This window comes from Pandoraea commovens (assembly GCF_902459615.1).
Classification (GTDB): domain Bacteria; phylum Pseudomonadota; class Gammaproteobacteria; order Burkholderiales; family Burkholderiaceae; genus Pandoraea; species Pandoraea commovens.
This window is the reverse complement of sequence record NZ_CABPSA010000008.1, coordinates 16,254-38,624: the sequence shown is the minus strand read 5'-3', so window position 1 is coordinate 38,624 and position 22,371 is coordinate 16,254. Positions and strand designations below refer to the sequence as shown.

Below are 22,371 nucleotides of genomic sequence, written 5' to 3'. Positions count from 1 at the left end.
AAGCTTTGGACGGGAAAATCCGTTGGCCTGAATTGCGGTGACGCTCGCTGAGTCTCTCGGGCAACCCCTGACTTGCCGGGTTATTACGCACGGAGTAAAAGTCGGATCACTCACTCACCGTCCCGAGGGTCGTGCGCCGATGAACCAGCCCGTCAAGCTCAACGCCGATTCGCTCGGGATCACCGAGTCCGTGATCATGGGGATCGCCGGTACCGCACCGGCATACAGCATCGAGATCACGACATCCACGATCATAGGCACGGCAGGTACCCTGTCGCCCGCGAGCATTCTGGTGTGCGGGCTGATCATGTTCGGCATTGCCTACGCATTCATCAACATGAATCGGGCGCTGGCGAGCGCCGGGACGTCCTACTCGTGGGTCAGCATGGTATTCGGGCGCACGCTGGGCTTCTTCGCGGGCTGGGCGCTGCTGGTGTTGTGCTGCGTGTTCATGGTGTCGGCCATGATCCCGGCGGCGAATGCCACACTGCTCATCTTCGACCGGCCCATGATGAACAACGTCCACGACGTGACACTCATCGCCGCGGCGTGGCTCACCTTCGTGAGCGTGGTCGTCGTCAAGGGCATCAAGCTGACGAGCCATGTGCAGGTATTGATGACGATTGTAGAAGGCGTGATCCTGTTTGCGATCATCGTGGCGAGCTTCTTCGTCTTCCCACATGCGCCACAGCACGCGTTCTCGCTGTCCTGGTTCTCCCCGCTAGCTTTCACACCACAGGCCTTCGCCAATAGCGCGCTGGTGTCGATCTTCTTTTTCTACGGCTGGGACGTCACCATGAATCTCAGCGAGGAAACCCGCGACTCGAATCGCACGCCGGGACGTGCGGCGTTCTGGTCGATGGTGTTTCTGATGGTGTTCTTCCTGATCTTCATCGTCATCGCGCTGCTGGGGCTATCCGACGCCGAAATCCAGCACTACAACACGAACATCATTTTCGCGATTGCGGAAAAGCTCTTCGGGCCGACGTGGGGCTACGTGGCAATCGTCGCAGTTTTGCTAAGCACGGTGGGGACGGTCGAGACGCAGGTGCTGCAATTCACGCGCACCCTTTTTGCAAAGAGCCGCGACGGTGCGCTGCACCAGCGTTACGCGCGGTTGCATCCGCGCTGGCAGACACCACACGTGGCCATCTTATTCATCTGGGTCGCCGGGATGGTGTTGCTGCTGATGTCGTCGTATCTGCCGACCATCAACGTCATCCTTCAGGATTCGATCACCGCGATCGGCTTTCAGATCTGCTTCTATCTGGGGCTGACGGGGATGGCGTGCGGATGGTACTACCGCAAGACGCTCACACAGGGCCCGTGGGTGGCCGTGACGCATGTTATCTGGCCAGTGGTCAGCGGTGTTTTTCTTTTCTTTATTGCGCTCTACAGCGTGCCGACGTTCGACTGGGTGACGAACGTCGTCGGCATGGGCGGGATCGCGATCGGCGCAATCCCGCTCATCTTGAATCGAAAAAAGATCTGGGCCGCCCGCGCAGCGTAAGCTCAGGCGAACTTTTCCTTAGGGAACGCGACGGACACCGTCATGTGCCTGGTGCCAAGCGCGGGTGAACATTCCCGCCACACAACATTGCGTATGAGCGATTTCCTAAGGCACCTCCTGCAATTTCCTGGCATCAAAGGCGGACGCGCGACTGTCGGTGTGTCCGCCGGCCATCGTGCGCAGCGTCGCCCCCACGTAGCTTGCTACGACGGGAAGCTCCACGAAGAACAATTGCATACCGAGGTACCAGGAGATGAACGAACTTGCCGCAACCGTCACCCGCCAATGGGCGATGTCCGCCCGCGACGCCTGTGTGCTGCTGACCAATGCCATCCTGATGGTGGCGCTCATTACCTTCTTGCCGTTTGACGACAAGACCAACCGTGGGCTCGCACTCACCATCTTCATCGCCGTGTTGTGGCTGTCCGAAGCCGTCCACCTGACGGCCACGGCACTGATGGTGCCGGTCCTTGCCGTGCTGCTCGGCATTCTCGAAGTCCCCACCGCGTTGACGTCGTTCGCCCACCCGATCGTTTTCCTTTTCTTCGGCGGCTTTGCGCTGGCCACGGCCATGCGTATTCAGGGTCTCGACCGCTTCCTCGCGAACCGGCTCCTGAAGCTCGCCGGCGGACGCATGAATCGGGCGGCGATCATGCTGTTCCTCACCACCGCCATGCTGTCGATGTGGGTCAACAACACGTCGACGACCGCGATGATGTTGCCGCTGGCCATGGGCATCCTCTCGCAACTCGACGCCAATCGCGACCGCCGCACGTTCACCTTCCTTCTGCTCGGCATTGCGTACAGCGCGAATATCGGCGGACTGGGCACTGTCGTCGGCAGTGTTCCCAACGCCATGGTCGCGTCGCATCTGGGCATCGACTTCCTGACCTGGGCCAAATTCGGTGTGCCTTTGGTCGCCGTGCTGCTGCCGCTCATGATGGCCACTATGTATCTGGTGTTGCGCCCGCGTCTGGACCAGAAGGTCGATCTCGACGTCGAGCCGATGACGTGGAGCGGCCAGCGCATCGCCGCCGTCGGCATCTTCGGATTTACGGTCGTGACCTGGATCTTCAGCCAGCAGCTCTCGGTGTGGCTCGGCGGCGTCAAGCAGCTCGACACGCTGATCGCCCTGCTTGCCGCCATCCTCATCGCGACGACCGGCGTCGCCTCATGGAAACAGATTCAGGAACACACCGACTGGGGCGTGCTGCTGCTGTTCGGCGGTGGCCTCACGCTCAGCGTGGTCTTACGCGACTCGGGCGCGAGCGTCGTCATGGCGAACGCCGTGTCCAGCATCTTCGCCACCAGCCCGACCCTTTTGGTCCTGCTGATCACCGCGGCGTTCATCATCTTCCTGACCGAACTGACGAGCAACACCGCCAGCGCAGCGATTCTCGTGCCGATCTTCGCCGCCATTTCGGTCTCGCTGGGCATGCCCGAAGCCTTGCTGACGATGGTGATCGGCATCGGCGCGTCGTGCGCCTTCATGCTGCCGGTGGCCACGCCCCCCAACGCCATCGTGTTCGGCACCGGCTGCGTGCCGCAACGCTCGATGGTCGGCGCAGGATTCGTCATCAATATCGTCTGCATCCTTGTGATCACGGGCTTCGCGTGGACGCTCTGGCGCTAATGACGTGAGCCGGGGGGCGACCCTGCGTCGACCTCCGGTGCCCCTCCCCTCAGCCGCTCAAACGGACTCGTCACACGGAGCCGGTACAATCTAGGAAAAATACCTCCGGCAATCCGTTGCGATGATGTCTGCTTCACCTGCCCGAACTGTCCAATCCATGCTTTCTTTACGTCCTGTGCGCGCTGCTCTGGCACTCGCCGCACTCACCGCAGTGCTTGCCGGTTGTGCAGGCACGCGACCCGGCGCACTCCCGGCCTCACCGGCAAGCCCGCAGACGCCCCGCGCTGCGACGACGTCGCCGATGAGCGCCGCCTCTGCCGCCCCGTCCACCGAAACACCGCAGGCCGCAGCACCACTGCCGTGGTGTGTGCAAACCTCGCTGCGTGAAGAAGACGACCTCATGCGCAACTTCGGCGGCATTCCCGCCGGCGTTCGCAAGATCGAGGAAACGCGATTCATCGCGAGCTACGACCGCGTCACCGGTAAAGTCGGCCCGCTCGATAACGGCAATCGCTTCGTGATGGAATTCGACGCGCAAGGCCACCTGCTCGCCAGCACCGATCGCGGGCGCTACACCTACGACGTCGATGGCCGCCTGCACAGCATCAACGGCAGCAGTGTCGACTGGCAAGGGCCGGACGAGTGGATCGTGCACGCAACGCGGCATCCCGCATGGAAGGAACAGGTGCGTCAGGAAGACGGGCATCTCGAATGGACGCGCACGCTGGTGTCCAGCTCGAACAGCCTGCGCCATCGCCGACCCGGCACGCTTCAGGCGCGTCAGTTCGACGACGAATGCTTCGCGCTGTCGCGTCAGTGGGAAGCGCCGAACGAGGCGCGTCAGGTGATCACCGCCGACGGGCGTGCGCGCCCGGCACCGAAGATGGTGTCGTATCGCACGTTCGCCAGCGTGGAGCGCAAGCCCGATGGCGGACGCATCGTGCGCGATAACGGCGCGGCGGCCTTCATCGACGGCCAATGGCTGCCACTCGCATGGGACAACGAGGTCTCGGAGTACTCGCCGCGCCACGAACTCGTCCGCGTGACCCGCACCGACGCGGCCACCGGCGAGCGCCATGTCTCCGAGTACCACTACAAGTACGACAGCCACGGCAACATTGTGCGCATCGTCATTACCGCGCCCGGCGACAGAGTCGATCCGTTCGCGAATGTCTTCGTGCGAAAGCTGACGTACTTCGATACCACGGTGGCGACGCCCGCTATCCCAGCGCCCCCTACCGCCTCACCGGCAGCGGCCGCCGAATCGACCGCACCCGCCGCCAGCGACAAACTTACGTCGGCAAAGTAAAGCGGAACGTCGCGCCCTGCGCTGCCTGATCGGACGAACCGGACGAACCGGACGTATCCACCAACGTGATGCGCCGGTCGTGCAGTTGCAGGATGCGATGCACGATCCGCAATCCCAGTCCGCCCTCGCGGCGCGCCCCGCCGACCGTGAACGGCCGCTCGAACAAGCCCTCGCGCGCGCTCTCCGGAATCCCCGGCCCCGTATCGCTCACCCGAACTTCGATTTCCGAACCGGCCGGTGCCACCGCCACGGTGATCTCGCCGCCCGGCGGCGTATAACGCAGCGCATTTTCCAGCAAGTTCGTGAAGACCCGCTCGATCAGACCGAGATCGCCCCGCGCCGCCGGAATCTGTGGCGCGAGTTGCGCACGCAGTGCCACGCCGCGCGACTCGGCGCTCAGCTCGAATTTCTGGAAGACGTCCTGTATCAGATCCGTCACGGAGAACGGCTCCAGCTCCGGCTGCACAAACCCATGCTCAAGGCGCGCCAGCTCGAACAACGACTGCGCCAGCGCACCGACCTTGCTACTCTGATCGAGCGCAATGCCGAGATAGCGCCGCCGCTCGTCGGGCGAGAGCGTCGCGTCCTTGAGCGAAAGCGTCTCCAGATAGCCGTGCAGCGACGAAAGCGGCGTACGTAAATCGTGAGAGATGTTGGCGATGAGTTCACGCCGCTCCTGATCCTGACGCGTCAGCGTGCGCCATTGCGTGCCCAGACGCTCGGCCATCTGACGGAACGCCCGCTCCAGCACCGTGATCTCGTCGCTCGGACGCGCCTGCTCCGCCGCCAGCGCTTCCGCCGACAAGGCAGGCATCGGCGGCGGTGCGGCGTCGATGTCGAATTCGCGCACGGTCTCCGTCAGTCGCCGCAGGGGGCGCGTAATGAGTGCAAACGCCGCCAGACCCGCGATCAGACAGAGTGCCGCCACGAGACCGATCGACCACAGCGCCGTATTGAGTGCAGCACTCGTCGCCCCGCGTTCGGCGAACCGGTCATGCGCCTCGCCCAGCAGCACGACATAGACGTAACCGACTTCGCGCCCGTCCACGCGCAAAGGTGCGGCGCTGAAGACTTTGCGCACGTCGGCGTTGCGCGGATCGTCGCCGTAGATCGGCAGCGCCTCGCCGTCGATCAGACGATGCACCGGTCCGAGATCGACCTGCATGCGACGCACACGCCCTTCCGGCGCTGCGTGCCCGGTGATGCGTCCCTGCTCGTCGAGCAGATAGACCTCGACGCTCGGATTCACGACCATCAGTTGCCCGAACAGACGTCGCACGGCATCCGGCTTCATGCCGTTCGCATCCATCAGCTGTGCATTGGCGGCGATGTGCTCGGCCAGCCCGCGCGAAAGCCCCTGAATCACTTCGGCTTCGTGCATGCGGTTCGCCTGCACCTGCATCCATGCCGACGTGCCGCTGCACACGATCAGCAGCACGGCGAACACGAGCGACAGGCGTTGGGTCAGGGAGAGATTCCAGCGACGCATCATGCGACTCCCGCGTCGGTGCCGCTACCAGTGCCCGAACCCTCTGGCGCACTGTCGTTCGCGAACTTGTAACCGCGTCCCCAGACAGTGAGGATGCGCGTGGGCTGCGCGGGATCGGCTTCGATCTTGGCCCGCAAGCGGTTGATGTGCGTGTTCACGGTGTGTTCGTACCCTTCATGCTGATAGCCCCACACAGCGTTGAGCAGATCCATGCGCGAGAACACTTTGCCGGGCTGACGCGCGAAGAAGTACAGCAGATCGAACTCGCGCGGCGTGAGATCGAGCAGCTTGCCGCCGAGCGTGGCCTCGCGCGCAATCGGGTCGATGAACAGCCCGGCAATCGCCAGACTGCCTGCTTCCATGCGGGCATTGCGGGCGAGCGCATCCACGCGGCGCATCAGCGCCTTGACTCGCGCGACCAGCTCCAGCACGGAAAAGGGCTTGGCGAGGTAGTCGTCTGCCCCCAGTTCCAGCCCGAGAATCCGGTGGACCTCGCTGGAGCGGGCGCTGGTGATGATGATGGGGGTGTAGCGGGTCATCTGCCGCGCCTGGCGGCAGATTTCCAGCCCGTCGACGCCGGGCAGCATGAGATCGAGGATCAGGGCGTCCCAGCCGCCTTCGGCCAGTCGCCGCAGGCCCTCGTTGCCATCGGCGCAATGCACGACCTCAAACCGCTCGTCGCGCAAATGCAGCGTGAGCAAGTCGGCAATATGCACGTCGTCTTCGACGAGCAGGACACGGCGCGGCGATTCCATCGGACGGGAAGCTCCCGGAAAGTGAGTCTTGAAGGCCCCATTGTGCGCAGATCGCGCTCCTGGAGGTATCACGAATTGTTTAATTTTACGTGAGGACTTTGCCATCGCCGGGCGACTAATCTTCAGTCATCGATCCGGCACGGATCCCCTCTGTGCCGTACCACCGCCAATGCACGCATCAGGCTCCCCAGCTTGCCGTGGCGGGGCCAGCCCGCGCCGGATCGTCCTACTGACCGGAGGATGTCATGAGATTGTCCGATTTGTACCCGCCCAAGCCCCGGAAGCCCGCCACACCGGCGACCCAGCCTGCACGTGCCGTGGCGGCCAGCGCCGCCCCGACACCCGCGCGTCGCCTGTTTTTGCTGAGCGCGACGGCCGCCGCCGCTGCCGTAGCCGCCGGGCTGGTGCCGCGCCTGGTGCGTCCGGCCGTGGCGGCCGAAGGCGCCAACGCCACCGAACACTTCGAGGTGGCCTTCAGTGACGCCGAATGGCGTAAGCGCCTCACCGCCGGTCAATACGAGATCCTGCGTCAGGAAGGCACCGAACGGCCGTATTCCAGCCCGCTCAACGACGAACACCGTGCGGGCACCTTCGCCTGTGCGGGCTGCGCGCAGCCGTTGTTCTCGTCGCGCACCAAGTTCGACAGCCACACCGGCTGGCCGAGCTTCTGGACGCCGCTCGACAAGGCCGTGGGCACCCATACCGACCGCAGCTTCGGCATGGTGCGCACGGAGGTTCATTGCAGCCGTTGCGGTGGCCACCTGGGCCACGTCTTCGACGACGGTCCCAAGCCGACCGGCCTGCGCTACTGCATGAATGGCCTTGCGATGACGTTTCATCCGCAAGCCGCCTGATATCGGCCCACCAAGACGTAACGCCTAATAAAAGCTCGCAGCGTCTGCACGTCGGACGCCGCTCAAGGAGCGCTCCATGACTTTGCTCATCCTTGCCTACCTCGGTGGGATTCTGACGATCGTCAGCCCGTGCATCTTGCCGGTGCTGCCGTTCGTGTTCTCGCGTGCCGGTCAGTCGTTCTCGCGCAGCGTGCTGCCCATGCTCGCGGGCATGGTGCTGATGTTCGCGCTGGTCGCCACGCTGGCCGCCGTCGGCGGTAGCTGGGTCGTGCAGGCCAACCAATACGGCCGCTGGCTCGCGCTCGCCCTCGTCGCCGTGTTCGGTGCGACGCTGCTCTTTCCGAAGCTGGCCGAACGTCTCACGCACCCGCTCGTGTCGCTGGGCAACCGTCTGACGCAATCCGCACAGAGCGACGACACCACCGCAGGCGAGTCCAAGGGCACCGGTCCCGGTGCGTCGTTCCTGCTCGGCATTGCTACGGGCCTGCTCTGGGCACCGTGCGCCGGTCCGATTCTCGGTCTGGTGCTGACGGGGGCCGCACTGCAAGGTGCGAGCGTCGGCACAACGCTGCTGCTCGTCGCGTACGCCGCAGGTGCTGCCACGTCGCTCGCACTGGCTCTGCTCGTCGGCGGACGCGTCTTCGCCACCATGAAGCGCTCGCTGGGCGCAGGCGAGTGGATTCGTCGCGTGCTCGGCGGTCTGATGCTCGCGGGTGTCGCTGCCATTGCCCTCGGCCTCGATACGGGCGTGCTGGCGCAGGTCTCGACGGCCTCGACCGGTGGCATCGAACAGCGGCTGGTCGATCAGTTGGGCGCGCGCCGGAATGCCAATGGCAACGACAGCGGCAATGCACCGCAAGCGCCGCAAGCCGATGCGAACAACGCCGCCAACGGCTCGGCCATGATGGCCGCGAGCAATGCGATGGTCCGCACCGCAGCGAATGAACCCGCACCGCTGCCGGTCGAAGGGCAGTTGCCTTCGCTCGACGGTGCCGTCCAATGGCTCAACTCGCCGCCGCTCACCGCACAGGCACTGCGCGGCAAGGTCGTCCTCGTCGACTTCTGGACGTACTCGTGCATCAACTGCCTGCGCACCTTGCCGTACGTGAAGGCGTGGGCGCAGAAGTATCGCGATCAGGGGTTGGTCGTCATCGGCGTGCATGCCCCCGAATTCGCCTTCGAGCGCGACATCAACAACGTGAAGAAGGCGGTGAACGATCTGGGTGTCGACTATCCGGTCGCCATCGACAACAACTACGCCATCTGGCGCGGCTTCAACAACCAGTACTGGCCCGCACATTACTTCGTCGACGCACAAGGTCGCGTGCGCTACCACCACTTCGGCGAAGGCAATTACGCCGAGTCCGAGCGTGTGATCCAGCAATTGCTGCGCGAAGCCGGTGCGAAACAAGTTGCCGACGGCATTGCCGATGTGAAGGCCGCCGGTGTCCAGCAAGCGCCCGACATGAGCGACGTGCGCTCACCGGAGACGTATGTCGGCTATGAACGCGCCGAGAACTTCACGTCGCCGGGCGGTGCGGTAAAGGACGCCGTCAGCGACTATCGCGCGCCGACCGCACCGTCGCTGAACAACTGGGGGCTTGCCGGACGCTGGAATGTCGGCCCGGAACAGGCCACGGCAACGCAAGCCGGTGCGCGCATCGTCTATCGCTTCCATGCCCGCGATCTGCACCTCGTGCTCGGGCCGGACGCCAACGGCAAACCCGTGCGCTTTCGTGTGACGGTCGACGGACAGGCCCCCGGCAACGCGCATGGCACCGATGTGGCTGCCGACGGCACGGGCACCGTGACCTCTCAGCGTCTTTATCAATTGGTGCGCCAGACGGGCGACGTGCAAGACCGCACATTCACCATCGAGTTTCTCGATCCGGGCGCATCGGCTTATGCATTCACGTTTGGTTGAGCGACCCAACATCTCCGTTATTTCGGTTACAGCCGGGAGTTTGAAATGATCCAGTCCAATTCGAAGCATCACAGTCAAAAGTCGCCAGCATCGCGCCTGCGGCGCGTATTGCTCGGCGCTGCCGCCGTCGCCTCCGGGGTATTCGCGTGGCAAATCGGCGCGTACGCCTTCGGCGGCGCGGAGCCGTCCGTCGTCATCGCCGCGCCAAAGCTCGACGAGCCGTCGACCGGCGCACGCACCGAAACGGCGGTCTTCGCAGGCGGCTGCTTCTGGGGCGTGCAAGGCGTCTTCCAGCACGTGAAGGGCGTGACGAAGGCTGAGTCCGGCTACGCCGGGGGCACCGCCAAGACCGCCGACTATGAAACCGTGAGCAGCGGCTCGACCGGACACGCCGAGTCGGTGCAGGTGACGTTCGACCCGCAGCAGGTGTCTTACGGCAAGCTGCTGCAAATCTACTTCTCGGTGGCTCACAACCCGACGGAAGTGAACCGCCAGGGTCCGGACAGCGGCACGCAATACCGCTCGGCCGTGTTCCCGATGACCGACGCACAACGTCAGGTTGCAACCGCCTACATCGCGCAACTTGACGCCTCGCACGCCTACAGCAAACCCATTGCGACGAAAGTGGAGAAGTACACGGGTTTCTATGCCGCCGAGACCTACCATCAGGACTTTCTGACGGAGCACCCGAACTATCCGTACATCGTCATCAACGATCTGCCGAAGGTGAAGGACCTCAAGCGTGTCTTCCCCACGCAGTACCGCGATACGCCTGTGCTCGTAAAGACCGCGTCGGCGAAGTAATCGAAGTATCCAGCGCATAGCCGGTCATCACAGCGGCTACGCGCTGGCCATGCGCTGGCACGGCATATCACCGCAGCCAGTTCACCACGGCAGTCGTCGCCCCAACCGTTAGCGCTCGTCCGACAGCTTGTACACGCGCAGACGATGACCGTCGGGGTCCGATGCCACGAACGTGCGGCCGAAGTCCATGTCCGTCGGTGCCTGCAGGATCGTGATGCCGCGTGCACTCCAGTCTTCCCACGTCGCATCGACGTGTGCTTTGGATTGCACAGGAAACACCACCTCGCTGCCGCCCGGTGGCGCGATAACCGTCGGTGCGACCGAATAACGCGCCCACAACCCCAGCTTCATGCCCGTAGGCAGCGTGAACAACGCAAACCCCGGCGACGCTTCGACCGGCTCCATGCCGAACAGCTCGGCGTAGAAGCCTGCGCTTTCGGGGGGACTCGCGACATACAAATTGACCATATCCGGATGCAGCATGACAAGCTCCTGTCGTTCGTTATCAATGACGTTCTCATCGACAGCACGGCGTCGGTCACTTCGGGAGTGAAAGCCGTTGCGCGCTGCCATGGACGCCATCGTACGAAGCGATGCTGTCAGATTTTGTCAGCAGTCGAACGCCGATTTCAAACGTGAATTCGATGCATCCGAAGGTAGATTTTTCTCATGCTTCGCAGGCATGGCATCACCCCTTCCCGGACGTCTCTCGCCACGCCTTGAGCAACGTACGGCGTCCGCGCGGATAACGGGTGTCGGCAACGGTCATGGCTTCGATGCGGTCGGCGCGGAAGCTGCGGAAATCGTCGCGCAGCTCGCACCACGCGAGGATCATTCGAACGCGATCGAAGAAGCCCAGCGCGAACGGCCAGACAACGCGCTCGGACAGACGTCCGGCTTCGTCGCGATAGGACAGATGAAGTTTGCGCTCGGCGCGAATGGCCTCGCGAATGTCGGTCAGATCGACGATCATCGGCGGCAGCGGATCACCCGGTCCGATGAGCAATGTCGACGCCTCAAGCGACGTGCGCAGGTCCGACGGCAGCACCGCTGCGATCTTCGCCAACGCATTCGCCGCCGCATCCGCCAACGCCCCATCGGTGCGCTTGGCGACCCAGCGTGAGCCGAGCACGATCGCTTCGATTTCCTCTTCCGAGAACATCAGCGGCGGCAGCATGAAGCCCGGCTTGAGGACGTACCCCAGCCCCGGCGCCCCCTCGATATGCGCGCCCTGCGACTGCAATTCGGCGATGTCGCGATAGAGCGTGCGCAGGCTCACGCCCAGCGAACTGGCGAGCGCGGCCCCCGGCACCGGATAGCGGTGACGGCGCAGCAATTGCATGAGGGAGAAGAGACGTTGTGTGCGGGACATGGCGCGTCATTATGCGCCATGTCCCGTTTGATGCGATGCCGCGCGGTGCGGTGCGGTGCGGTGCGTCGGAACGGCGTCCGCCTTACACCACCCGCATTACTTCTGACGCAGTTGTTTGACAATCTCGGAGTTCACGTCGCCTGCCTGCCCGCCGTAGGCCACGCGCAAGTAGTTGGTCAGCTCGGAGATCTGCGCATCGGTCAGACGTTTGTCGAAGCCCGGCATGTCCTGCATCGCTTCCAGTCCCGGGAATTTCTGCGCTTCCACGCCATCGAGAATCGTGACGATGAGATTACGCGGATCCTTCTGACGCACGGTCGAATTGCCCAGCATCGAGACCGCCACGTGGGGCTTGCCGGTGCCGTCCGCTGCGTGGCATCCGGCGCACACCGCCAGGTACATATTGCGTCCCGCCATCAGCTTGCTCGTGTCGGGGCTCTCCGGCAGCGGCTTCGGTGCGGGCGGCGCGTCGCCGAGCAGATACGTCGAAAGCGACCGAAGGTCGTCCGGCGTCAGGTACTGCGTGCTCAGATGCACCACCGGATACATCTCGCCAAACGCCGAGCCTTGCGGCGCAATGCCCGTGCCGAAGAACGTTTGCAGATCCTTCACCGTCCAGCCGCGCGCGGCCAACGCCTCAGGCGTCAGATCGGGGGCCGCGATACGCGCGAGCGCAGCGCCGCCGAGCGGCTTCGCTTTGTCCAGTTGACCGAACGTGCCGCGCGGCGTGTGGCATTCCGCGCAGTGGCCCAGCGCGTTGGCGAGATAACGCCCGCGCAGCCAGTCCGCCGACTGGCCTTTCGCCGCATCGGGCAGCGTGTCCTTGAGGAACATCCAGTCCCAAGCGCGCATGGCCATGCGGACGTTGTACGGGAACGAAAGGTCGTGCTTGCGGTTCGGCACGGCGGCCGGTTTCACCGACATCAGGTAAGCGTAGATGGCGTCGCTGTCCGCGCGCGTCATCTGCCGGTAGGACGTGTAAGGCATGGCCGGGTACAAGGCCTTGTCCGGCGCGACGCCGTCGTGCAGCGCGCGATAGAACTCTTCGGCTGTCCAGCCGCCGATGCCGTTCGTCTTGTCCGGTGTGATGTTCGTGCCGTAGAACGTGCCGAACGGCGACTTGAGCGGCACACCACCGGCGAACGGCGCACCGTCCGCACTCGTATGGCACGCCGCGCAGTCGGCCGCGCGCGTCAGATACTTGCCGCGAGCGATCAGCTCGGACGGCGCGGCCGGTGTCGTGGCGGGCGTGGTCGCGGCGGCCGTCGCCGATGCCGCAGCAGGCGCGTCTGCCGCCATCGCGCTCGTCACGAGCGACGGCACCATCGACGTCTTCGGCTGCGGTGGCTGGCCCGGCTCGGGCGGCTTCGGTGTCGTGGAGTCGTTGCACGCGCTCACGAGCATCACGGCGGCGAGACACGCCGCGCGAACGCTCCATCGGGCGACCCGCGTCAGGTGCATGGCAGTTTCCCTCATTTCGCGCCCCTCACTTCGAGTCCTTGATGCAACCGGGCGTCCTCAGCACGACGTCGCGCACGGCCTCGTAATAGCGCACATAGCCCGTGCACCGGCAGATCTGATCGTTCAGCCCTTCGGTGATCGCGGCTTCCAGATCGGCGCGCGCAATCGGGTTGCGCTTGAGTCGCTCGATCAGCACCGTTGCCGCGTTCACGAAGCCCGGCGTGCAGTAGCCGCACTGAAAGCTGAAGTGATCGAGGAATGCCTGCTGGATGGGGGCGAGCGTGACCTTGCCGTCGGTGTCGCGTGTCGCGTGGCCTTCCACCGTACGTACGGTCTTGCCGTCGAAATAGTTCGCGCCGGTAATGCAGGTGCGCACCGTTTCGCTGGTGCCGTCGGCGTGATCGACGATCACCACGCAGGCGTGGCAAATGCCCTGCCCGCAGCCCAGACGCGAGCCGGTCAGGCCCAGCGTCTCGTGCAGGAAGTCGATCATCATGAGACCGGCAGGCACGTCCATCGGGCCGTGCGACTCGCCGTTGACCTTGACCGTGACGGGCAGCGTCTCCCACGGCTTCTTCCCGTTGGCGGACGCTGGCGATGCGACGGGAGCGACCGGTGCCGCTGCGGCAGCGGCACTCGCCGCGCTGGCGTTGTTCATTGGGGCTTGGGCACCTGCATCCGCGTTCGCATTCGACGCGGCCTGCGGTGCGCTACTCGTATCCGTCATGCCAGTACCTCCTGGATTTTCTCCGGCGTCACCGGCAACTCTGTAAATCGATGGCCGATCGCGTGTGCGAGGCCGTTCACAATCGCACCCACCACGGGGATCATCACGACTTCGGCTATGCCCTTGGGCACGTCCGTCTCGGAGATCGGGGGCAGGACTTCACCTGTCTGCGTCCACACGGCGACGTCCACCGCGCGCGGCAGGTGATAGCGATTGAAGTTCCACGTGCCATTGCCGGGGCCGTCTTCATACAACGGCAGATACTCGTGAAGGGCATGACCGATGCCCATTGCCAGACCGCCCTGCAACTGGCCTGAAACGAGTTGCGGCGAGATCTGATTGCCGCACTCCATGATGGAGTGGTGCGTGAGCAATTCGACCTTGCCCGACGCTTCGTGTACCGACAGCTCCACCAGCGTGCCCACGGCGCTGTAATACGTGACGGCCGCATTGTTGCGCTGCACCGGCGGGTAATACACGCGCTTGCGGTCCATCGTGCGATAGCCGGTCGCGGGCACGGGGGCGGCCACTTGCTGCCCCGCTGCGGCGTTTGGCTGCGGCGCGCCCTTTGGTGACGCCGACTTCGCTGGCGCATTTCCGAAGGGCGCGCTGCGAAGCGCGCTCTTGGTAGCCGGAGCCTGTGTGGCAGGCGCTTGCGCAGCGGCAGCCGCCGGGTTGGCCCCGCCCTTGCCGAAACGCAGGGCGATACCGTCCACCGGCAGACGCTGCGTCACGCCATCCCCCAGATCCCAGTCCGCTTCGGCCCACTGCCAGCGGTTGAAGACGTGCACCGTCGCGCCCGTCACAAAGCCCTGCTCATAGGCCGTCTTCGCCAGCATGCCGAGCGGCAACGCTTCGAGTCCGGCGGCCGAGAGCTTGCCGTCGACCCAGCGAGCATCTTCCGCACGCACGACGAGCGGCGCGGCCTGCCCGCCACCCAGTCCGCGACGCCAGATCGACAGCGCCGCTGGCCACAGCCCTTGCAGGAACAACAGACGCGCCGCTTCGCGCGTGCTGTGCGTGAAGTAGAACGCCGAGTTCGTCGCGCTCGACGGCGACGCATACCCCGGCGACCAACGCGGATTGGCCGCGAGTTTGTCCTGATCGGCCTGCGACATCAGATACGGATCGCCGCTGGTCACCACCGGCAATTCGGGCCAGTCGGTGATGGCGATATGCACCTCGGTGGCGGGCATGCCGAGCCATTTCGCCACGGCCACGGCCTGCGACGTGGACGTACCCGTGCCAATTTCGGCCGCCGTGTGATGCAGCGAAATCTTGCCGGTTTCGTCGAACTCCACGCGCGCGAACGACGTCTCCGCGCCCGTGCCGAAGTCCTTCTGCACGCAAGCGAAACCCACGCCGTAGCGACGGCCCGGATGCGCCGCTTCGTACTCGGCCTTTTTCTTGTCGCGCTGCGTCCACAAGGGATGCGTCTTCGCACGGGCGAGCACTTCGTCCACGCGCACAGCGCCCGCAGGAATCGCGCCCTGCGTGTTTTTCATGCCCGAGCGCAGCGCATTCTTGAGACGGAAGTCGATCGGGTCGACGCCGAGTTGCGCCGCCATCTCGTCGATCATCATTTCGGTCGCGGCCATCGACTGCAACGTGCCGTAGCCACGCGCCGACCCCGCGTCGATGGCGCGCGACGCAATCGCCACGCTCGCCAGATCGCTCTGCGGGAAGTAGTAAATCGACTGGGCCGCCGTCGCGCCCACCATCGCCACCGACGGCGAGAAGTTCATGCGTCCGCCGCCGTTGCACTCCATGTCGGCCGTGAACGCTTGCAGCATGCCGCTCTCTTTGTCGACGCCGATGCGATAGCGCATCGTGAAAGCGTGACGCTTGAGCGACGTCTGGAACTGCTCATAGCGATCGTTGGCGAGGCGCACCGGCAGGCCGTCGCCGTACATCGCAGCAGCCAGCCCGTAGAACGGCATGTTGTAGTGGTCCTTCGAGCCGTAGCCCACCGTGTAGCACGGATAGACAATCAACCGCTTCACGGGGAAATGCCCCTTTGCGGCCATCGCTGCGGCGTTCTCCGCGACTTCGGACGGCGACTGCGTGGGCACCACCATGTGCAGCGTTTGCGTGGCGGCGTCGTACCAGCAGTTGGCGTTATCGGGTTCGAGCGCCGCCGTGTCGACGGACTGCGTGCGGTACTCGCGCGACATCACCAGCCAGTTCCCCGGCGGGTGCGCGAGCGATTCGCCGATCTTGCCCGCGTACGCCATGCCCTGCTCGTCGAGCTTGCCGTGATCGTTACCGTCGGGCCACACCGGCAAGTGCTTGCGCATCATGCTCGGGAAGATCGGCGCGTCCTTGAGACTGGAGTAGACGTCATCGTCATACGCGGTCTTGCCGCCTACGCGCACGTAGCGGAAGCTGCCCCACGGGTCGCGCTCCAGCGGCCCCGTGACGTCGCCGTAGCGAATGATTTCGTCGTGGAACTTGAGTTTGTCTTTGGCGAAGCGAAAACGCGCGAAGTCGCGATAGATGAGGATCGCGACCGCGTGGCCGAGATACGCGGGCGTCTTGCCGACAGGCAGCAGCATGTCGTCGCCGTAGAACTCGGGGAACGCGACGCCGTCGCGGGCGAGATCCTCCGCCGTCACCACGCGGTCGGGTTGCAGACCGTCGTCCAGACGCGAGAGATCGAAGCCGAGATACGGACGGTCGGCGAGCGTCGTGCGCAGCACGAACGCATGCGCCTGCTGCGCGGGCCAGCCCGGCATGTCGCGTGCGCGTACGTCACGCGCGAAGATCTTGCTGCCGGTGACTTTGGCCGTACCGTCGATACGGAATTTGGCTTGTCCCTTCGCGGCGTCCCACGCCACAGGCGTGAGGTTCTTGTCCTCGAAGAGCGCCGCGAACGCGCGACTTCCCATCGGCGCGATGTACACGGAGATGCCCGCAACGACCGACGCCTTGAGAAAGCCGCGACGCGTCATCGCGAAGCCAGCAGACGCTTCGGGATTGGCGGAATTCGGGAGTGTTTGGGGTGTTGCGGAAGCAGCGTCATGACGAGCGTCATCGCTCGACACAGCCGCTGTCGGACAGTGTTTTCTTGGCAGGCGCGGCATATGCGTTCCGTCCGTCTTGTTTTGGGGGGACGTGCCACGATCACGATTGCGGCCCTGCAACTCCCGAACGACAAAACGGCACTGCAACGATTCACGCGGTCACGACGAAAAACACGACGCCGCTGACCCACGATGCATGTTCACAATGCGTGACATTCGCGTGCCGTGATGCGCTCGTGAAGTTCTATAAGAACACGCTTCATGAGTGACACCGGACGCTCCAAGGCTACACGCCACCTCTGAGATTGACAAGATTGGACATGACGCGCTGCATGAGAACGCCTGCGCTTCGCAACGTACGGAACACCGTGCGACGGGCGCGTACGGGCGATATTTGCTTGGCGTGATGTTGCCTATGCCCAATGAGAAATGCCGCTATATCCGACGGGACACAGCGGCATTGAATCGATGGTGCGGTGCAGATTTTTTTCTCAGGCGATGCGCAATTCCATGCACGTCAGATCGAGCCAGCGGCCGAACTTCGTGCCCACTTCGCTGAAGGTGCCGACCATCCGAAAGCCCAGCTTCTCATGCAGACGAATCGACGGTGCGTTCTGCGCTTCGATAGCCGCAATCATCACGTGGATGTCGAGGGCACGGGCGCGCTCGATCAGTGCACGCATGAGTGCCTCGCCGATGCCGCCGCCGCGCGCGTTCTTGTCGATATAGATCGAATGTTCGACGGTATGACGATAGCCGTCGAACGCTCTCCAGTCGCCGAACGATGCATAGCCGACCGTCTTGCCGTCGCGCTCGGCGACGATCACCGGATACCCGCGCTTCAGACGCGCAGCCAGCCACTCACGACGATTGTCCAGATCCACCAGGATCTCGTTCCAGATGGCCGTCGTGTGCTCGACGGCGTCGTTGTAGATGTCGCGAATCACCGGAAGATCGGCATCGAGGGCGTCGCGTATTGTCAGCGGCGTGAGCGGCGTCGGGGAAGTCATGTCAGTGGTCCTGCAAGCAAGGTGGGCAACGCATCAAGTGACATCCATTTTACTAGAAATTAATTTCCAGTAAACTGGACAGCATGGATATTAACGAACGCATTGCCCGTCGGGTGCGCGATCTGCGCAGCGAGCGCGGCTATTCCCTCGATACGCTGGCTGAGCGCAGCGGCGTGAGTCGCTCAAGCATCTCGCTCATCGAGCGTGCACAAACGAGCCCCACCGCCAACGTGCTGGACAAGCTCGCCACTGCGCTCGACGTCACGCTGGCATCGCTCTTCGACGATCAGTCGCAGGACGACGCGCCGCCCTCGCCGCTCGCCCGTCATGCGGACCAGCCGGTTTGGACCGATCCGGATTCCGGCTATGTGAGACGCAATCTTTCGCCAGCGCAACCGTCGCCGCTCCAGTTCGTGGAAGTGCAGTTCCCGCCGGGCGAGCGTGTCGCTTACGACACCGGCACGCGGGACAACGAAGTCTGGCAGCAGATCTGGGTCGTCGACGGCACCATCGAAATCACGCTCGGCGACACCACGTGGCGACTCGATACCGGCGATTGCCTTGCGATGCGTCTCGATCAACCGATCGGCTTTCACAACCCTACGTCAGCCACCGCCCGCTATCTCGTCGGGCTCGTGACGCTGCCGTTCGTCGCTCCCCGGAGAACGCCCTGATGTCCAACGACGCCGCCCCGCTCCCCCTTCCTGCAAGTCTCGTTATCGAACGACTCGATGGCAATCGGGCGCTGGCCGCCGTCGATGCGCTGACCGACGTGCTGATCGATTGCGTCGAAGGCGGCGCGTCGGTGAGCTTCATGTTGCCGCTCACGCGTGAGCGCGCGACCGCGTTCTGGCGCAAGGTGGCAGCAAGCGTCGACCGTGGAGAACGGGTCTTGCTCGTGGCGCGTCACAAAGCACACGGTGCGCCCGGTGAGCAAGACGACGGCGTCATCGTGGGGACGGTGCAACTGATCCTCGATCTGCCTGAGAATCAGCCGCACCGCGCCGACGTCGCCAAGATGCTAGTGCACCGTTCGGCACGACGCCAGGGCGTGGCGGCGCAACTGATGGCAGCGTTGGACGACGTCGCACGTGCCTTTGAGCGCCACGTGTTGGTGCTCGACACCGTCACCGGCGGCGATGCCGAGCGTCTTTACCAGCGCAGCGGCTGGCAGCGCGCGGGCGACGTGCCGAAGTTCGCTCTCATGCCTGACGGCGGCTTCTGCGCAACTACGTTCTATTACAAGCACCTCTGACGCCGCCCGCCAGTTACGCGTCGATCAGTGCAGCGCCGCCAGCCCGGCGAGCAGTGCCTTGTGGAACGCCGCCGGGTCTTGCATCTGCGGGGCGTGCCCCAGATCGGGGAATTCGACGAGCGTGGAACCGGGAATGCGGGCATGCGTGGTTTTGGCCAGCTCGGCGTAGTGCCCGATGCGCGCCTGCACCTCGGGCGGCGAAAAATCCTTGCCGATGGCGGTGGTGTCCTTGTCGCCGATCATCAGCAACGTCGGCACGCGAATCTGTCCGAGTTCGTACACGACCGGCTGCGTATAGATCATGTCGTAGAGCAACGCCGAATTCCATGCGACGATGCGCTTGCCCGGGCCGCGATACATGCCCGCGAGCATCTGCACCCACGGCTCGTAGCGCTCGCTCCATTGCCCGGCGTAGTACGTCGCCTGTTCATAGCGACGGATGCCCGGTGCGCTCGTGCGCAACTCGCGGTCGAACCACTCGTCTACCGTCTTCGACGGCACGCCCAGCGCTTTCCAGTCTTCCAAACCGATCGGATTGACGAGCACCAGTTGCTGCGTCTCGCCCGGGTACATCAGCGCGTAGCGCGCAGCCAGCATGCCGCCGGTGGAATGGCCGACGATGGTCGCCGTCTTGATACCTAGCGACGCGAGCAACGCATGCGTATTGTTCGCCAGTTGCTGGAAGCTGTACTGGTACTGCGCGGGCTTGCTCGATTTGCAGAAGCCGATCTGATCCGGCGCGATGACGCGATAGCCTGCGCCCGACAGCGTGTCGATCGTCTCCTGCCAGGTCGCAGCGCAGAAGTTCTTGCCATGCAGCAGCACGACGGTCCGGCCATTCGGCTGCGACGGCTTCACGTCGAGATAGGCCATGTGCAGCGGCGTGCGCTGCGACGTGAAGTCGAAGCGGTTGACCGGATACGGATAGTCGAAGCCCTGCAATTCCGGACCGTAAGCGGGACCGGCGTTGCTGTCCGGACTCGCAGCACTCGCCCCACTCGTTGCGACGAGCGAAACGAAACTGACGAGCGCACCGGCGCGCAGGGTCGCAACGGCATATCGCGACAGACGCGACAGGCGGTGCATGCACTGGGAAAGCGATGAGGGCATGAGTCGATGAGTCAACGAGACAGGAAAACGAAGAAGACGAATGCGGCTGCGTCGATTCTGCCATGCGACGCCATTTCCCGAAGGGCAGCGCTGGCGTGGTGCGACAGGCGGGGTCAAGGGCAATCGGGCACCCGCATGTTCGGCGGGGTTTGCACCGATTCCACCAACAATCACCCTGAATTACTCTCATTTGCCCGTTTTCACAAACAAATCGCCGTCATTGCTCGCTGATCGAGCGCATGCGGCGTCGGCCAGATCCCGCATGCTGGGAAATACAGACGAAAACGGGCAAACGCGGACGGAAGCCCGGACGAACCGGCTGCCGAATACCCATCATTTTTGAGGGGTTATTCGAGGCGCTTGCTTCACATCTTTAGCAATTTTCCAAAGCGACTGCGCCTCGCATGTTTCGGCACCCGCAACGCTATGACGGTGGGCGCTCACACCACAAGTGAGTAAGCGCGAACCCCCGCTACGTCTGGCGTTATGGTATTTTTCCGACGCTTCAAACGTGCGTATAAGCGAGTCCTCGCTTCGGAAACCAAAAGAATTGTGCAAAACCGGACCGGCGTCATGCCTGTCGCCCATAACCGGCATGACTTTGACCTTTTGGGAATGGTTTTCGGGGTGCGGAAAGAAACTCGGTAAAATCCGCAGCGGCATGGGGGATGGGGCGCACGACGCGCCCGGATGCATGCATGACACCTACATCATGCAGCCTCATGCATGAGCGGTCCGGCGAGACCGGCAACGCTCACCGAAGTCGAAGTACACGGCGCACGCGCCGGCTCTAGGGAAGACACAAGCATCAGATGAAAGCGCCCAGCAACCTGATTACCGGTGAAGTGCGGAGCAAGATCCGCGGAATGATTCTCGCTTCGGAGCTCAAGCCGGGGCAGCGCCTCATCGAGGACGATCTGATTCAATTGCTGGGCGTTGGCCGCACGCCTGTGCGCGAAGCGTTGCTGATCCTGCAAGGTGAAGGCTTTATCGCCCGCAACCGCGGCTGGGAAGTCCAGGGGGCCGATCATCTGCCCGTGCGCGCCATCTTCGAGAGCCGCATCGCCATCGAATCCGAGACCGCCCGGCTGGCGGCCCGCAAAATCTCGCCCGAGATGTGCGACGCGCTCGATGCCCTCATCGAACAGATGGAGCCGACGGCCAATCTGCCGCGTCTGGCGCTCAATCGTCTCAATACGGAATTCCACGACCTGATCGTGAAGGCGGCAGATAACGTCGTGATCGCGCAGTTTCACGAACGTACGCAGTTCTATTACTGGGCGCTGCGCGTGCCCGTCATGTTCTCGGACGAGCAACTGCGCGCCACCAATCAGCAGCACCGCGAACTGGTCGCGGCCCTGCGCGCACATGACGAAGCGCTTGCCGAGCAGATCGCCCGCACCCACGTCGAGACGACGATGGACATCGTCGAGCCAGCGCTGCCGCGCTGAGTAGTGGCTCAGTCGCTGAACTCAACGCACCAGATAGCCAGCGACGCGCCAGCGACCGTCCAGACCGAAGACCATCGTGACCATCTCATGCGCTTCGGCTTTGTGCTCGAACACCGTCCCGTACTGAATCACAACGTACTCCCCATCCGGCTGCCCGGGCAGCGTGCGGGTAAAGACCGCGTCCAGCGTCTTGCGTGACTTCACTTTCCCCAACGGCCCACGGGCGGCTTGCAGATTCGCGGTCCAGTCCTCGGCCGAAATCGCCCGCTGAAACACCGGCGCGGCCTGATCCCAGCTCTGTTGCCCACGGTTGATGTCGGCAAGCCCCAACCACAGGTTGGCCGCTTCGAGCGCCGGGCGCACGTCGCGATTGATGTCGGCCGCCGGCGCGGTGCCTGCCTCGGCACCGCTCGCTGGCGTGGAGAATAACGGTGGTTGCGCGGCACGGCGTCGCATCGGCTCCTGCTGCGCGTGCACCGAAACTGCGCTGAGTCCGGCGGACACACCGAGGACAAGCGCGGTCGCGCGAATCACCACGCGGTGGCGGGAAACGAGGGAAAGGAGGGAAGGACGGGATACGTTGAATCGGGTCGTCGGCATGGACGAAAATTCCTCGAAGCAGAAATGACTAACCCGGTCATTCTACTGGCGTCGCCCTTAATGGAATGTAACGCGCGTCGCGGC

Annotated in this window: 19 protein-coding genes; 9 read left to right on the top strand and 10 right to left on the bottom strand. The window is 63.9% G+C overall.

All coding sequences use genetic code 11. The features are described 5' to 3' along the window. The first annotated feature begins 139 nt into the window (after nt 1-139). The 3 genes from PCO31010_RS20510 to PCO31010_RS20500 all read left to right on the top strand — a co-directional run bounded on the left by PCO31010_RS20510 (nt 140) and on the right by PCO31010_RS20500 (nt 4,452). Nucleotides 140-1,510 (top strand): APC family permease, encoded by a 1,371-nt coding sequence (locus PCO31010_RS20510; protein WP_150665913.1) that lies wholly within the window; start codon nt 140-142, stop codon nt 1,508-1,510. A gap of 253 nt (nt 1,511-1,763) precedes the next feature. Beyond that, nucleotides 1,764-3,143, top strand: a complete 1,380-nt coding sequence (locus PCO31010_RS20505; protein WP_150665912.1) for a DASS family sodium-coupled anion symporter — start codon at nt 1,764-1,766, stop codon at nt 3,141-3,143. Between the two features lie 157 nt (nt 3,144-3,300). After that, on the top strand, nt 3,301-4,452 hold the full coding sequence (locus tag PCO31010_RS20500) for a hypothetical protein (RefSeq protein WP_150665911.1): 1,152 nt from the start codon (nt 3,301-3,303) through the stop codon (nt 4,450-4,452). Here PCO31010_RS20500 and PCO31010_RS20495 read toward each other — a convergent pair. Beyond that, entirely contained in the window at nt 4,436-5,944 is a 1,509-nt protein-coding gene (locus PCO31010_RS20495; protein WP_150665910.1) for a sensor histidine kinase, read from the bottom strand. The genes PCO31010_RS20500 and PCO31010_RS20495 overlap by 17 nt on opposite strands. Then, nucleotides 5,941-6,696, bottom strand: coding sequence for a response regulator transcription factor (locus tag PCO31010_RS20490; RefSeq protein ID WP_150665909.1), 756 nt, complete (start codon nt 6,694-6,696; stop codon nt 5,941-5,943). The genes PCO31010_RS20495 and PCO31010_RS20490 overlap by 4 nt, the downstream gene beginning before the upstream one ends. A 245-nt stretch (nt 6,697-6,941) precedes the next feature. On the opposite strand from PCO31010_RS20490, the gene msrB reads away from it, so the two are divergent. The 3 genes from msrB to msrA all read left to right on the top strand — a co-directional run bounded on the left by msrB (nt 6,942) and on the right by msrA (nt 10,278). Then, nucleotides 6,942-7,550: a peptide-methionine (R)-S-oxide reductase MsrB gene (gene msrB, locus PCO31010_RS20485; RefSeq protein ID WP_217426184.1), complete on the top strand. Its 609-nt coding sequence runs from the start codon at nt 6,942-6,944 to the stop codon at nt 7,548-7,550. Nucleotides 7,551-7,626: 76 nt separating this feature from the next. Then, a complete protein-coding gene (locus tag PCO31010_RS20480) occupies nt 7,627-9,474 on the top strand; it encodes a cytochrome c biogenesis protein DipZ (protein WP_150665908.1) in 1,848 nt (615 codons plus the stop codon). 45 nt (nt 9,475-9,519) lie between these two features. Next, nucleotides 9,520-10,278 carry a peptide-methionine (S)-S-oxide reductase MsrA gene (gene msrA / locus PCO31010_RS20475; RefSeq protein ID WP_150665907.1) on the top strand — a complete coding sequence of 253 codons (759 nt, stop codon included), beginning with the start codon at nt 9,520-9,522 and terminating at the stop codon, nt 10,276-10,278. 108 nt (nt 10,279-10,386) lie between these two features. Here the strand turns inward: msrA and PCO31010_RS20470 are convergent, their stop codons facing one another. The 6 genes from PCO31010_RS20470 to PCO31010_RS20445 all read right to left on the bottom strand — a co-directional run bounded on the left by PCO31010_RS20470 (nt 10,387) and on the right by PCO31010_RS20445 (nt 17,871). Then, nucleotides 10,387-10,761 carry a VOC family protein gene (locus tag PCO31010_RS20470; RefSeq protein WP_039402439.1) on the bottom strand — a complete coding sequence of 125 codons (375 nt, stop codon included), beginning with the start codon at nt 10,759-10,761 and terminating at the stop codon, nt 10,387-10,389. Nucleotides 10,762-10,966: 205 nt separating this feature from the next. Next, on the bottom strand, nt 10,967-11,650 hold the full coding sequence (locus PCO31010_RS20465; RefSeq protein ID WP_150665906.1) for a helix-turn-helix transcriptional regulator: 684 nt from the start codon (nt 11,648-11,650) through the stop codon (nt 10,967-10,969). Nucleotides 11,651-11,746: 96 nt separating this feature from the next. After that, complete coding sequence (locus PCO31010_RS20460; RefSeq protein WP_150666116.1) at nt 11,747-12,976, bottom strand: c-type cytochrome; 1,230 nt, start codon at nt 12,974-12,976, stop codon at nt 11,747-11,749. A 160-nt stretch (nt 12,977-13,136) separates the two neighbouring features. Beyond that, nucleotides 13,137-13,838, bottom strand: coding sequence for a (2Fe-2S)-binding protein (locus PCO31010_RS20455; protein WP_150665905.1), 702 nt, complete (start codon nt 13,836-13,838; stop codon nt 13,137-13,139). Continuing rightward, nucleotides 13,835-16,789: a xanthine dehydrogenase family protein molybdopterin-binding subunit gene (locus tag PCO31010_RS20450; protein ID WP_150666115.1), complete on the bottom strand. Its 2,955-nt coding sequence runs from the start codon at nt 16,787-16,789 to the stop codon at nt 13,835-13,837. The genes PCO31010_RS20455 and PCO31010_RS20450 overlap by 4 nt, the downstream gene beginning before the upstream one ends. A gap of 563 nt (nt 16,790-17,352) precedes the next feature. Further along, nucleotides 17,353-17,871, bottom strand: a complete 519-nt coding sequence (locus PCO31010_RS20445; protein ID WP_150665904.1) for a GNAT family N-acetyltransferase — start codon at nt 17,869-17,871, stop codon at nt 17,353-17,355. A gap of 83 nt (nt 17,872-17,954) precedes the next feature. On the opposite strand from PCO31010_RS20445, the gene PCO31010_RS20440 reads away from it, so the two are divergent. Continuing rightward, nucleotides 17,955-18,545: a helix-turn-helix domain-containing protein gene (locus PCO31010_RS20440; RefSeq protein ID WP_150665903.1), complete on the top strand. Its 591-nt coding sequence runs from the start codon at nt 17,955-17,957 to the stop codon at nt 18,543-18,545. Further along, on the top strand, nt 18,545-19,126 hold the full coding sequence (locus tag PCO31010_RS20435) for a GNAT family N-acetyltransferase (RefSeq protein WP_150665902.1): 582 nt from the start codon (nt 18,545-18,547) through the stop codon (nt 19,124-19,126). The genes PCO31010_RS20440 and PCO31010_RS20435 overlap by 1 nt, the downstream gene beginning before the upstream one ends. A 24-nt stretch (nt 19,127-19,150) precedes the next feature. On the opposite strand, the gene PCO31010_RS20430 is transcribed toward PCO31010_RS20435, so the two are convergent. Beyond that, nucleotides 19,151-20,236 carry an alpha/beta fold hydrolase gene (locus PCO31010_RS20430; protein WP_150665901.1) on the bottom strand — a complete coding sequence of 362 codons (1,086 nt, stop codon included), beginning with the start codon at nt 20,234-20,236 and terminating at the stop codon, nt 19,151-19,153. An 812-nt stretch (nt 20,237-21,048) separates the two neighbouring features. Between PCO31010_RS20430 and PCO31010_RS20425 the strand changes: the two genes are divergently transcribed. Then, complete coding sequence (locus tag PCO31010_RS20425; protein WP_150665900.1) at nt 21,049-21,687, top strand: GntR family transcriptional regulator; 639 nt, start codon at nt 21,049-21,051, stop codon at nt 21,685-21,687. A 21-nt stretch (nt 21,688-21,708) separates the two neighbouring features. On the opposite strand, the gene PCO31010_RS20420 is transcribed toward PCO31010_RS20425, so the two are convergent. Continuing rightward, on the bottom strand, nt 21,709-22,287 hold the full coding sequence (locus PCO31010_RS20420) for a DUF4019 domain-containing protein (protein ID WP_150665899.1): 579 nt from the start codon (nt 22,285-22,287) through the stop codon (nt 21,709-21,711). Nucleotides 22,288-22,371 lie beyond the last annotated feature (84 nt).

Coding starts and splice junctions, on each gene's coding strand:
- PCO31010_RS20430 (WP_150665901.1), bottom strand. CDS start 20,236: ATGCCCTCATCGCTTTCCCAGTGCATGCACCGCCTGTCGCGTCTGTCG.
- PCO31010_RS20440 (WP_150665903.1), top strand. CDS start 17,955: ATGGATATTAACGAACGCATTGCCCGTCGGGTGCGCGATCTGCGCAGC.
- PCO31010_RS20480 (WP_150665908.1), top strand. CDS start 7,627: ATGACTTTGCTCATCCTTGCCTACCTCGGTGGGATTCTGACGATCGTC.
- PCO31010_RS20495 (WP_150665910.1), bottom strand. CDS start 5,944: ATGATGCGTCGCTGGAATCTCTCCCTGACCCAACGCCTGTCGCTCGTG.
- PCO31010_RS20455 (WP_150665905.1), bottom strand. CDS start 13,838: ATGACGGATACGAGTAGCGCACCGCAGGCCGCGTCGAATGCGAACGCG.
- PCO31010_RS20445 (WP_150665904.1), bottom strand. CDS start 17,871: ATGACTTCCCCGACGCCGCTCACGCCGCTGACAATACGCGACGCCCTC.
- PCO31010_RS20470 (WP_039402439.1), bottom strand. CDS start 10,761: ATGCTGCATCCGGATATGGTCAATTTGTATGTCGCGAGTCCCCCCGAA.
- PCO31010_RS20450 (WP_150666115.1), bottom strand. CDS start 16,789: ATGACGCGTCGCGGCTTTCTCAAGGCGTCGGTCGTTGCGGGCATCTCC.
- PCO31010_RS20425 (WP_150665900.1), top strand. CDS start 21,049: ATGAAAGCGCCCAGCAACCTGATTACCGGTGAAGTGCGGAGCAAGATC.
- PCO31010_RS20505 (WP_150665912.1), top strand. CDS start 1,764: ATGAACGAACTTGCCGCAACCGTCACCCGCCAATGGGCGATGTCCGCC.
- PCO31010_RS20510 (WP_150665913.1), top strand. CDS start 140: ATGAACCAGCCCGTCAAGCTCAACGCCGATTCGCTCGGGATCACCGAG.
- PCO31010_RS20420 (WP_150665899.1), bottom strand. CDS start 22,287: ATGCCGACGACCCGATTCAACGTATCCCGTCCTTCCCTCCTTTCCCTC.
- msrB (WP_217426184.1), top strand. CDS start 6,942: ATGAGATTGTCCGATTTGTACCCGCCCAAGCCCCGGAAGCCCGCCACA.
- PCO31010_RS20465 (WP_150665906.1), bottom strand. CDS start 11,650: ATGTCCCGCACACAACGTCTCTTCTCCCTCATGCAATTGCTGCGCCGT.
- PCO31010_RS20460 (WP_150666116.1), bottom strand. CDS start 12,976: ATGGTGCCGTCGCTCGTGACGAGCGCGATGGCGGCAGACGCGCCTGCT.
- PCO31010_RS20490 (WP_150665909.1), bottom strand. CDS start 6,696: ATGGAATCGCCGCGCCGTGTCCTGCTCGTCGAAGACGACGTGCATATT.
- PCO31010_RS20500 (WP_150665911.1), top strand. CDS start 3,301: ATGCTTTCTTTACGTCCTGTGCGCGCTGCTCTGGCACTCGCCGCACTC.
- PCO31010_RS20435 (WP_150665902.1), top strand. CDS start 18,545: ATGTCCAACGACGCCGCCCCGCTCCCCCTTCCTGCAAGTCTCGTTATC.
- msrA (WP_150665907.1), top strand. CDS start 9,520: ATGATCCAGTCCAATTCGAAGCATCACAGTCAAAAGTCGCCAGCATCG.